Origin of the sequence: Bacteroides sp. A1C1, assembly GCF_004328515.1 — a bacterium.
Classification (GTDB): Bacteria; Bacteroidota; Bacteroidia; order Bacteroidales; family Bacteroidaceae; genus Bacteroides; species Bacteroides uniformis.
Genome location: NZ_CP036491.1, coordinates 3,317,340 through 3,329,740, shown reverse-complemented (window position 1 = coordinate 3,329,740; position 12,401 = coordinate 3,317,340). Strand labels below are relative to the sequence as shown.

The following is a 12,401-nucleotide window of genomic DNA, read 5'->3' as shown; positions in this document are numbered from 1 at the left end:
TCCCACTGCAAAGATGGTGCATGCTTTTTGCAGAACTTTACAGTGGGAAGTTACTGATGGACAGAACAGTAATGGGATACTGGCATCAAGACTTCTTAAGATAGTCTACAATCCAAGCGCCCACTTCCTTGGTACCGTATTTGTCTCCACCTTCTACTTGAATCTCCGGTGTACGTACATTCGCATCGAGTGAAGCATCCACTGCCTTGCGAATCAACGCCCCTTCCTCTTTCAGGTCGAAGTATTCGAAAAGCATGGCTACAGACAAAATTTGCGCCAGCGGATTGGCTATATTCAAACCTTTCGCTTGCGGCCAGGAGCCATGAATAGGCTCGAATACCGGCGTGCTCTCTCCCGTAGAAGCAGAAGGCAGCAATCCCATAGAGCCACTGATGCAGGAACCCTCGTCCGTCAAAATATCGCCAAACGTATTTTCCGTAACCATTACGTCAAAGAACTTCGGCTCTTGAATCATCTTCATAGCGGCGTTGTCCACAAACATATAGTCGGTTGTCACTTCGGGATATTGCGGTGCCATTTCCTGGGCAATCTGTCTCCAAAGGCGGGAAGAGGCAAGCACGTTGGCTTTATCCACCACCGTAAGATGTTTGTTACGTTTCATGGCATATTCAAATCCGACTTTCAGGATACGTTCAATCTCAGGACGGGTATACATGTTCGTATCATACGCCTTGTCATTGTCCTGGTATTTCTCACCGAAGTACATGCCACCGGTCAGTTCGCGGATACAAAGGAAATCGGCACCATCCACCAGTTCCGCACGAAGGGGAGACTTATGGAGCAGACATTTGAAGGTCTGTACGGGACGGATGTTGGCAAACAGTCCCAGTTTCTTGCGCATAGCCAGCAAGCCCTGCTCGGGACGCACTTTGGCAGTAGGGTCATTGTCGAATTTCGGGTCACCTACGGCAGAGAACAATACAGCATCCGCATTTTTACAAGCCTCATAAGTGGCTTCGGGAAACGGGTCACCCACCTTGTCTATCGCGTCTGCACCGCAGATGGCATATTCATAGTTCACTTTATGTCCGAACTTCTCACACACGGCAGTCATCACATCCACGCCTACGGTAGAGATTTCGGGGCCGATACCGTCACCGGCCAACACTGCAATTTTAAAATCCATTGTTTTATTTATTATTTAAAAGTTCATCTATCTTCTTTTTGTTTGCAAGATTCTTGCGGCGATACCGGTCACCCCACACAAAACCAGCTGTCAATATAAGGGTATTGATGGCTGACATAAGATACTCGTCCGCATCCAACTCGCCGCTCCACCAACGCAGAAAGAGGTTGAAAGCAAAAAGCAAGCCTGCATACAACGCATAGCATACATAAGGACGCCTCTCAAAAAACGATTTCTTTTTCTCCATAAGATCCATTTTTTATGATTCGTATTCGTCTTCTATGATATTCAACATCTTCACCGTCGCCTTGATGGCCGCTTCCGTCTGGTCTGCGTCCAATCCGCGTGTACGGAATATCGTATCTTCAAAACTCCAGGTAATAACCGTCTGCACAAAGGCATCGGTACGCCCGCCGGGAGGAATGGTCACGGCATAGTTCGTCAGCATCGGGAACTTACGGCCCAGTGTCACTTTATATATCTTGCGCAAGGCGCGCACAAAAGCATCATACTGGCCATCTCCACTGGAACTTTCCTCATATTCCTTTCCGTTGATTTCTATCTTCAACGTAGCCATCGGCTTCAATCCATACGCCAGATTCACAATATAGCTCTTAAGGCTGACGCGTTCTTCTGCCATTCCGTGCTTCAGTACGTCCGAAACAATATAGGGCAGGTCTTCTTGCGTCACCAGTTCCTTCTTGTCGCCCAGCTCAATGATGCGTTCGGTCACTTTGCGCATGGCATCTTCATCCAGTTGTAATCCCAAGTCCTCCAAATTCTTCCGGATATTGGCTTTACCGCTGTTCTTGCCCAGGGCATACTCTCGCTTGCGGCCAAAGCGTTCGGGCAGAAGGTCGTTGCAGTAGAGGTTACTTTTATTGTCACCGTCGGCATGGACGCCTGCCACTTGGGTAAATACATTCTCGCCCACAATCGGTTTATTGGCAGGGATTACGATACCCGAGTAGGACTCCACCACACGGCTTACATCGTTCAGGCGGCTTTCGTCAATGTTGGTAATGGCATTGAAGTGGTCTTTCAGGATAGCCTGCACACTGGCAAGCGGAGCATTGCCGGCACGTTCGCCCAGGCCGTTGATGGTAGTATGCAGTCCCTTACAACCGCTAAGTACGGCGGCAAGCACATTGCTCACGGCAAGGTCATAGTCATTGTGGGCATGGAAGTCGAAATGGGCATGCGGATAGCGTTTCACCATCTTGCGCATGAACTCGATGACTTGTAGCGGGTTCAATACGCCCAATGTGTCAGGTAACATGTAACGGCGGATATTGGTCTGCTCCAAGGCGTCCATCAGACGGAACACATATTCCGGAGAATCTTTCATGCCGTTGCTCCAGTCTTCCAGATAGACATTCACTACCATATCCTGCTCGTTAGCGTAATCCACTACGGACAGAATATCCTCGATATGCTCTTCGGGAGTCTTCTTCAACTGGTAGGTGCAATGCTTCAGCGAGCCTTTGCACAGCAGATTGATGACACGGCAACCGGTCGCATGTATCCAGTCCACCGACGTGTGGCCATCTACAAAGCCAAGCACTTCTACTCTTGGCAACTGATTACGGCGTGCCGCCCAGTCACAAATCATTTTTACGGCATCAAACTCTCCTTCGGATACCCGCGCAGAAGCCACCTCTACCCGGTCTACCTTCAATTCCTCCAGCAACAAACGGGCAATCATCAGCTTCTCATGGGGCACAAAGGAGACTCCGCTGGTCTGTTCACCGTCGCGGAGCGTAGTGTCCATGATTTCTATCTTCGGATGATTATGCTTCATTTTTATTCTCCCAAGCTTCTATCTTATCTTTATTCTCAACCAGAAAATCGATGTCATCCAAGCCATTCATCAGGCAATGTTTCTTGTAGGCATTGATTTCAAAATGTTCGCTCTTGCCCGTAGCCTTGTTGGTGATGGTCTGTTCGGGCAGATTCACTTCCACTTCCATCTTCGGATTGGCAGAGATAGAGTCGAATAACTCTTTCAGGAACGGCTCACTTACCACCACCGGAAGCACAAAGTTGTTCAGTTCATTGTTCTTGTGTATATCGGCAAAGAAGCTCGATACCACCACGCGGAACCCGTAACCGGCAATGGCCCATGCAGCATGCTCACGGCTGGAACCGGAACCGAAGTTCTTTCCCGCCACCAGAATCTGTCCACCGTAAGTGGGATTGTTCAAAACAAAGTCCTTGTTCAGAGAACCGTCCGGATGATAGCGCCAATCACGGAACAAATTATCTCCGAAGAACTTTTCCTCACGGGTAGTAGCTTTCAGAAAACGTGCAGGGATTATCTGGTCTGTATCCACATTCTCTAATGGAAGAGGCACACAAGTACTGGTTATTATATCAAATTTTGTCTTCATCTTTGTATTTACGATTTACAATTTACGATTGAAAATACTCTTGATTTACCTTTGTTGAACGATGTTTGATTTACGAAGTAATTTTAATCGTAAATCGTCCAATCGTACATCAAATCAGCGTTCTCGGGTCAGTAATTACTCCAGTCACTGCCGCTGCTGCAGCTACAAGCGGGCTGGCAAGCAGTGTTCGGGAACCCGGCCCCTGGCGTCCTTCAAAATTACGGTTACTGGTAGACACTGCATACTTTCCGGCAGGCACCTTATCGTCGTTCATTGCCAGGCAAGCGGAGCAACCCGGTTGGCGAATGGCAAAACCGGCCTCTTCCAAAATCTTGTCCAGTCCCTCTTCGCGAATCTGTGCATCTACCATCCAGGAGCCCGGAACCAGCCATGCCACTACATTCCCGGCTTTCTGACGACCTTTCACAATGGAGGCAAATGCACGGAAATCCTCAATGCGCCCATTGGTGCAGGCACCCAAAAACACATAGTCAACCTTCTTACCCAGCAAAGGTTCTCCCGGTTGGAAACCCATATAGCTCATAGACTTCATGAAAGAGGTCCGGGCAGCTTCTCCCATGCCTTCGGTAGTAGGAATATGTTGTGTGATACCCATACCCATGCCCGGGTTGGTACCGTATGTAATCATCGGTTCAATATCTTCGGCAGCAAAACGGACTTCCTTGTCGAACACTGCATCCTCATCACTCTTCAATGTTTTCCAATAGGCCAATGCCTTGTCCCATGCCTCACCCTTCGGAGCATATTCGCGTCCTTTAATATACTCGAAAGTGGTCTCATCCGGAGCAACCATACCGCCGCGGGCACCCATCTCTATACTCAGATTGCACAAGGTCAGACGGCCTTCCATAGTCAGACCACGCACAGCTTCTCCGGCATATTCCACGAAATATCCCGTAGCGCCGCTGGTCGTCATCTTCGACATCATATACAATGCTACATCTTTTGCCGTCACTCCCTTGCCAAGTTTGCCGTCGACAGTGATGCGCATTGTCTTAGGACGGGTCTGAAGGATACATTGCGAGGCCATTACCATTTCCACCTCACTCGTACCGATACCGAAAGCCACTGCTCCCATCGCCCCGTGGGTGGAAGTATGCGAGTCACCGCAGACAATGGTCATGCCAGGCAGGGTCAGCCCGCGTTCCGGACCTACTACATGGATAATTCCGTTCTTCTTGTCCATCATGCCGAAATGGACCAATCCAAACTCTTCCGCATTCTTGGCCAGTGTATCTACCTGAGTCTTTGAAACCGGGTCTTCAATCGGCTTGTCCTGGTCATGCGTCGGCGTGTTATGGTCGGGCATACAGAAAATCTTTTCCGGACGGAAACACTTGATTCCACGTTCGCGCAATCCTGAAAAGGCTTGCGGGCTGGTTACTTCATGACAATAAAGCCGATCAATATAAAGCTGTGTGGGACCGTCTTCCACTTTCTGTACCACATGGGCATCCCAGATTTTATCAAATAATGTATTCATCTCTTTATGTACAATTTAGCTATTTACAATTTACGATTAAAATCACATCTTAAACTTATTGATACAGTCGATGTACGCTTCCACTGATGCCGCGATAATATCCGTATTGGCACCGAACCCATAATAAATATGATTATCGTATTCCACCTGCATATGTACCTTACCCATATCGTCGCTACCCTTGCTGATAGCCTGGATGGTGAATTCCTTCAATGTCATATGGCGGTCGATAATCTTCTTCAAAGCCTTGATAGCGGCATCTACCGGACCGTTTCCACTGGCAGCGGCTTCAAACTTCTCACCGGAGATGTTCAATCCCAAGCTGGCAACCGAACGAACCCCCACCCCACTGGTCACCTGAAGATATTCCAGTTTGATACGGTGGTTCTGCGTACGATTTGCCCCTGCCAATACCAGAATATCGTCATCATTGATATCTTTCTTCTTATCGGCAAGTTTCAAGAACTCTTCATACACTTTGTCCAGCTTCTCCTGATCCAGCTGTACTCCCAATATCGACAAACGATTCTTCAAGGCTGCACGTCCGCTACGGGCTGTCAATACGATAGAATTATCATCAATACCCACATCATGCGGGTCAATGATTTCGTACGTCTGCACATTCTTCAATACACCGTCCTGGTGAATACCCGACGAATGGGCAAAAGCATTGCGACCTACAATAGCCTTGTTGGGCTGCACCGGCATGTTCATCAGGCTGGACACCATACGGCTGGTTGGATAAATCTTCTGTGTATTGATGTTGGTCTCGATTTCTATGTCCTTGTGACATTTGATAATCATCGCCACTTCCTCAAGAGAAGTATTGCCGGCACGTTCACCAATACCATTGATGGTTACCTCCACCTGGCGGGCACCATTCAGCACGCCAGCCATTGTATTGGCAGTAGCCATGCCCAAGTCATTGTGGCAATGAGTAGAAATAATGGCATTATGAATACCGTTGACATGTTCCATCAGATATCTTATCTTCGCGCCATACTCATCAGGCAAGCAATACCCCGTTGTATCGGGAATATTCACCACAGTAGCACCTGCCTTGATAACAGCTTCTACCACCCGTGCCAAATATTCATTATCCGTTCGGCCTGCATCTTCGGCATAGAACTCTACATCATCCACATACTTACGTGCATACTTTACGGCAGCCACTGCACGCTCTATTATTTCCTCGCGATTGGAATTGAATTTATATTTAATGTGCGAGTCAGATGTACCGATGCCAGTATGGATACGTTTATGCTTGGCAAATTGCAAAGCCTCTGCTGCCACATCAATATCTTTCTGTACGGCACGTGTCAAGGCGCAGATGGTGGGCCATGTCACAGCCTTTGATATCTCAATGACCGAATTGAAATCTCCCGGACTTGAAATCGGAAATCCGGCTTCAATCACGTCCACCCCCAGGGCTTCCAGTTGTCTGGCTACCTGAATCTTTTCCACTGTATTCAATTGGCATCCCGGAACCTGCTCGCCATCGCGGAGCGTTGTGTCGAAAATAAATAATTTGTCACTCATTGCTTTATTGTATTTAATTTATGTCCCATAAAAAAAGCCTTTCGCACTTGGAAGTGAGAAAGGCTTCATATATCATTGCATCTTACATATATATTCACGCACAGCACTCACTTCCACTAAACTTTGCCAGTAGAATAATAATACCACACAGTAGAATATATGTAAAGTTCTGAATCATCTTCTTTTTTGTTTTGACGTTGCAAAGGTAGATATTATTTCGTATCACACAAACAAATTCATTACTTTTTTCAAAGAAACAGTTTCATTTTATAAGTTAGCATTCACCTATTACTTAAATATATCACAAAAAAGGCATACTTTACAGTATGCCTTTTCCTATTGCACAATTTAATACAAGTCTTGAATTACTTTTTATCACAAGCTTTCTTGCAATCTTCTTTCTTATCACAAGCAGCTTTATCACAAGCCTTCTCACATTTCGCACTGTCACAAGCAGCAGAGTCAGCACCCTCACAGCAAGCCTTAGCAGAGTCACACACTTGTTCTGTTTTTGCTGCGCAGCAAGAATCCACCTCAGTTACATTAGAATCTGCAGCCTTTTTGTTGCCACAAGATGTCACTGCGAAAGAAAACGCTACCGCAACGGCAGCCAATAAAACTTTAGTCTTCATACTTTCAATTTGCTTTAAACGTTGATATAAAATTAGTTCGAGCAAATATACGAAAAGTTTATGAGACCGCCAAAACGAACGAAGCCTCCGTATCCTTATCAGACACGGAGGCTTCTTCTGAAAAACGGCGACTACCTACTCTCCCACTGTTACGCAGTACCATCGGCGTGACCGGGCTTAACTTCTCTGTTCGGAATGGGAAGAGGTGGAACCCCGGTGCTGTAGTCACCTGAATAAGGTAGACATGATGCGAAAAAAGCAAAGCATTCATTTATGGCTGAACGTATATACCTCCATACAAGGCAAGGCAAAAAGTGAACGGGCAATTAGTAACGCTCGGCTATGACATCGCTGCCTGTACACCTGCGTCCTATCAACGTTGTAGTCTACAACGACCCTGAGAAATCTAATCTTGTGGCTGGCTTCGTACTTAGATGCTTTCAGCACTTATCCAATCCCGACTTAGATACCCGGCAATGCACCTGGCGGCACAACCGGTAAACCAGAGGTCAGTCCAACACGGTCCTCTCGTACTAGTGTCAGAGCCACGCAAATTTCATGCGCCCACGATAGATAGAGACCGAACTGTCTCACGACGTTCTGAACCCAGCTCGCGTGCCACTTTAATGGGCGAACAGCCCAACCCTTGGGACCTTCTCCAGCCCCAGGATGTGACGAGCCGACATCGAGGTGCCAAACCCCTCCGTCGATATGAGCTCTTGGGAGGGATCAGCCTGTTATCCCCGGAGTACCTTTTATCCTTTGAGCGATGTCCTTTCCATACAGAAACACCGGATCACTATGCTCTAGTTTCCTACCTGATCGACTTGTGAGTCTCCCAGTCAAGCGCCCTTATGCCATTACACTCTGCCGACGGTTACCAATCGTCGTGAGGGCACCTTTAGAAGCCTCCGTTACGCTTTTGGAGGCGACCACCCCAGTCAAACTACCCACCAAACAGTGTCCCCGCAACAGCGGGTTAGAACTCAAATAATCAAAGGGCCGTATTTCAACAGCGGCTCCACGAACACTGGCGTGCCCGCTTCAAAGCCTCCGGCCTATCCTACACATCAATTACCCAAATTCAATGTTAAGCTATAGTAAAGGTTCACGGGGTCTTTTCGTCCCATCGCGGGTAATCGGCATCTTCACCGATACTACAATTTCACTGAGCTCACGGTTGAGACAGCGTCCAGATCATTACACCATTCGTGCAGGTCGGAACTTACCCGACAAGGAATTTCGCTACCTTAGGACCGTTATAGTTACGGCCGCCGTTTACTGGGGCTTCAATTCAACGCTTCTCTTGCGATGACGTCTCCTCTTAACCTTCCAGCACCGGGCAGGTGTCAGGCTGTATACTTCATCTTTCAATTTTGCACAGCCCTGTGTTTTTGTTAAACAGTTGCCTGGACCTATTCTCTGCGCCTCAATTGCTTGAGGACCCTTTATCCCGAAGTTACAGGGTCAGTTTGCCTAGTTCCTTAACCGTGAATCACTCAAGCGCCTTAGTATATTCAACCCGACTACGTGTGTCCGTTTGCGGTACGGGTACCGTAAGGATTAAGTTTAGCGGATTTTCTTGGAAGTATGATTACACGCACTATTGGATTGTCCAGAAGGACGCTCCATACTGTCAGGTTCGACTCTCATTCCGGATTTGCCTGGAACAATCAACATCTACACCCTTCAACGGACTATTCCGTCAGTCCGCGGCGCTGTCACGACTCCGTCTCCACGTCACTCCTTAAGGTAGTACCGGAATATTAACCGGTTCTGCCATCGGCCTCGCCGTTCGGCTGAGCCTTAGGACCCGACTTACCCTGATCCGATTAGCGTTGATCAGGAAACCTTAGTCTTTCGGCGAGGGGGTTTCTCACCCCCTTTATCGTTACTTATACCTACATTTGCTTTTCCACACGCTCCAGCAAGGCTCACGCCTTACCTTCGACGCTGAGTGGAATGCTCCCCTACCGATGATTTCTCATCCCAAAGCTTCGGTAGAATACTTATGCCCGATTATTATCCACGCCAAACTCCTCGACTAGTGAGCTGTTACGCACTCTTTAAATGAATGGCTGCTTCCAAGCCAACATCCTAGCTGTCTTAGCAATCTGACTTCGTTAGTTCAACTTAGTATTCATTTCGGGACCTTAGCTGTTGGTCCGGATTGTTCTCCTTTAGGACATGGACCTTAGCACCCATGCCCTCACTCCTGACATAGAACTGACACGCATTCGGAGTTTGTCAAGACTTGATAGGCGGTGAAGCCCTCGCATCTTATCAGTCGCTCTACCTCATGTCAGTATAAGTCAAGGCTGCACCTAAATGCATTTCGGGGAGTACGAGCTATCTCCAAGTTTGATTAGCCTTTCACCCCCACCCTCAGGTCATCCAGAAGCTTTTCAACGCTTATTGGTTCGGTCCTCCAGATGGTGTTACCCATCCTTCAACCTGCCCAAGGGTAGATCACTTGGTTTCGCGTCTACTCCTTCCGACTATACGCCCTGTTCAGACTCGCTTTCGCTTCGGCTGCGGATCTGAGATCCTTAACCTCGCCGGAAAAAGTAACTCGTAGGTTCATTATGCAAAAGGCACGCCGTCACACTAAAAGTGCTCCGACCGCTTGTAGGCACATGGTTTCAGGAACTATTTCACTCTTCTGTTCGAAGTGCTTTTCACCTTTCCTTCACAGTACTGGTTCACTATCGGTCTCTCGGGAGTATTTAGCCTTACCGGATGGTCCCGGCAGATTCACGCAGAATTCCTCGTGCTCCGCGCTACTCAGGATACCACTAGGCTTCGGTTGGCTTCGCATACGCAGCTATCATGCTCTATGGCTGTACTTTCCAGAACATTCTGCTCACCAACTTTCTTGCCACAACGTGGTCCTACAACCCCACACATGCCGTAACATGGATGGTTTGGGCTGTTCCCCGTTCGCTCGCCACTACTGGGGGAATCATTATTTATTTTCTTTTCCTGCAGGTACTAAGATGTTTCAGTTCCCTGCGTTAGCCTCCCGCATTGCGGGATGATATCCCTTCAGGATATCGGGTTGTCCCATTCGGAAATCCGCGGATCAAAGGTCATTTGCACCTACCCGCGGCTTATCGCAGCTTATCACGTCCTTCATCGCCTCCGAGAGCCAAGGCATCCGCCATGTGCCCTTACTTACTTTTTGTCTTACCGATCACGTATGGTCGATATATACTTTCAGCTTTCAACTTTACTTTTTTTGGTCACATCATGTCAAAGATCGTTGTCAAGGATTAAGGATTAAAGATAATTCCTAATCTTGAGAAGTGGAGAATAACGGATTCGAACCGTTGACCCCCTGCGTGCAAAGCAGGTGCTCTAGCCAGCTGAGCTAATCCCCCTTCACCATTGATGAAAGACCCGCTAAATCGTAACCGGTCGGTCACCAACTGAGAAGTAGTCCCAGGCAGAGTTGAACTGCCGACCTCTACATTATCAGTGTAGCGCTCTAACCAACTGAGCTATAGGACTGTCAGTCAAACCCTCGCCTTACGGCTCGGCTTCTACTTTTCTCGTATATTTTAATAAACAAGTACGCGCAGTACAAGAGGTTCTTATGGAAGCATAACTTCAAGAACCAACGATCGAGTCGAGACGTCACTCCAGAAAGGAGGTGTTCCAGCCGCACCTTCCGGTACGGCTACCTTGTTACGACTTAGCCCCAATCACCAGTTTTACCCTAGGGCGCTCCTCGCGGTTACGCACTTCAGGTACCCCCGGCTTTCATGGCTTGACGGGCGGTGTGTACAAGGCCCGGGAACGTATTCACCGCGCCGTGGCTGATGCGCGATTACTAGCGAATCCAGCTTCATGGAGTCGGGTTGCAGACTCCAATCCGAACTGAGAGAGGTTTTAGGGATTAGCATCACGTCACCGTGTAGCTGCCTTCTGTACCCCCCATTGTAACACGTGTGTAGCCCCGGACGTAAGGGCCGTGCTGATTTGACGTCATCCCCACCTTCCTCACATCTTACGACGGCAGTCTCGACAGAGTCCCCAGCATAACCTGATGGTAACTATCGATAAGGGTTGCGCTCGTTATGGCACTTAAGCCGACACCTCACGGCACGAGCTGACGACAACCATGCAGCACCTTCACAAATGCCTTGCGGCTGATCTGTTTCCAGAACATTCATTTGCAATTTAAGCCCGGGTAAGGTTCCTCGCGTATCATCGAATTAAACCACATGTTCCTCCGCTTGTGCGGGCCCCCGTCAATTCCTTTGAGTTTCACCGTTGCCGGCGTACTCCCCAGGTGGAATACTTAACGCTTTCGCTTGGCCGCTTACTGTATATCGCAAACAGCGAGTATTCATCGTTTACTGTGTGGACTACCAGGGTATCTAATCCTGTTTGATACCCACACTTTCGAGCATCAGCGTCAGTTACAGTCCAGCAAGCTGCCTTCGCAATCGGAGTTCTTCGTGATATCTAAGCATTTCACCGCTACACCACGAATTCCGCCTGCCTCTACTGTACTCAAGACACCCAGTATCAACTGCAATTTTACGGTTGAGCCGCAAACTTTCACAACTGACTTAAGCATCCGCCTACGCTCCCTTTAAACCCAATAAATCCGGATAACGCTCGGATCCTCCGTATTACCGCGGCTGCTGGCACGGAGTTAGCCGATCCTTATTCATACGGTACATACAAAAAGGCACACGTGCCTAACTTTATTCCCGTATAAAAGAAGTTTACAACCCATAGGGCAGTCATCCTTCACGCTACTTGGCTGGTTCAGACTCTCGTCCATTGACCAATATTCCTCACTGCTGCCTCCCGTAGGAGTTTGGACCGTGTCTCAGTTCCAATGTGGGGGACCTTCCTCTCAGAACCCCTATCCATCGATGGCTTGGTGGGCCGTTACCCCGCCAACAACCTAATGGAACGCATCCCCATCAATGACCGAAATTCTTTAATAGCTGAAAGATGCCTTTCAGATATACCATCGGGTATTAATCTTTCTTTCGAAAGGCTATCCCCGAGTCATCGGCAGGTTGGATACGTGTTACTCACCCGTGCGCCGGTCGCCAGCAAAGAAAGCAAGCTTTCTTCCTGATGCCCCTCGACTTGCATGTGTTAAGCCTGTAGCTAGCGTTCATCCTGAGCCAGGATCAAACTCTTCATTGTAAAAGTATCGTGACTGC

The 12,401-nt window shown here is 48.3% G+C and carries 7 protein-coding genes, 2 tRNA genes and 3 rRNA genes; all 12 read right to left on the bottom strand.

Annotated elements, in window-relative coordinates; all coding sequences use genetic code 11:
• Nucleotides 1-85: 85 nt before the first annotated feature.
• The gene (leuB, locus tag EYA81_RS13660) at nt 86-1,147 is read right to left on the bottom strand and encodes a 3-isopropylmalate dehydrogenase (protein ID WP_117966782.1); all 1,062 of its coding nucleotides are present in this window, start codon (nt 1,145-1,147) and stop codon (nt 86-88) included.
• A gap of 4 nt (nt 1,148-1,151) precedes the next feature.
• Complete coding sequence (locus EYA81_RS13655) at nt 1,152-1,394, bottom strand: hypothetical protein (protein ID WP_025834589.1); 243 nt, start codon at nt 1,392-1,394, stop codon at nt 1,152-1,154.
• Nucleotides 1,395-1,406: 12 nt separating this feature from the next.
• The gene (locus EYA81_RS13650; RefSeq protein ID WP_131225910.1) at nt 1,407-2,948 is read right to left on the bottom strand and encodes an alpha-isopropylmalate synthase regulatory domain-containing protein; all 1,542 of its coding nucleotides are present in this window, start codon (nt 2,946-2,948) and stop codon (nt 1,407-1,409) included.
• Nucleotides 2,938-3,537, bottom strand: coding sequence for a 3-isopropylmalate dehydratase small subunit (gene leuD / locus EYA81_RS13645; protein WP_117601589.1), 600 nt, complete (start codon nt 3,535-3,537; stop codon nt 2,938-2,940). The genes EYA81_RS13650 and leuD overlap by 11 nt, the downstream gene beginning before the upstream one ends.
• Nucleotides 3,538-3,646: 109 nt before the next feature.
• A complete protein-coding gene (gene leuC, locus EYA81_RS13640; RefSeq protein WP_131225908.1) occupies nt 3,647-5,041 on the bottom strand; it encodes a 3-isopropylmalate dehydratase large subunit in 1,395 nt (464 codons plus the stop codon).
• Nucleotides 5,042-5,083: 42 nt separating this feature from the next.
• A complete protein-coding gene (locus tag EYA81_RS13635) occupies nt 5,084-6,580 on the bottom strand; it encodes a 2-isopropylmalate synthase (RefSeq protein WP_005835565.1) in 1,497 nt (498 codons plus the stop codon).
• Nucleotides 6,581-6,945: 365 nt separating this feature from the next.
• Nucleotides 6,946-7,212, bottom strand: coding sequence for a hypothetical protein (locus tag EYA81_RS13630; protein ID WP_117966787.1), 267 nt, complete (start codon nt 7,210-7,212; stop codon nt 6,946-6,948).
• 122 nt (nt 7,213-7,334) lie between these two features.
• A 5S ribosomal RNA gene (gene rrf / locus EYA81_RS13625) occupies nt 7,335-7,445 on the bottom strand.
• A 73-nt stretch (nt 7,446-7,518) separates the two neighbouring features.
• A 23S ribosomal RNA gene (locus EYA81_RS13620) occupies nt 7,519-10,396 on the bottom strand.
• Between the two features lie 122 nt (nt 10,397-10,518).
• Nucleotides 10,519-10,592, bottom strand: a tRNA-Ala gene (locus EYA81_RS13615).
• 56 nt (nt 10,593-10,648) lie between these two features.
• A tRNA-Ile gene (locus EYA81_RS13610) sits at nt 10,649-10,722 on the bottom strand.
• 135 nt (nt 10,723-10,857) lie between these two features.
• Nucleotides 10,858-12,384 (bottom strand): 16S ribosomal RNA (locus EYA81_RS13605).
• Together the 16S, 23S and 5S rRNA genes with 2 tRNA genes alongside form the textbook arrangement of a ribosomal RNA operon.
• Nucleotides 12,385-12,401 lie beyond the last annotated feature (17 nt).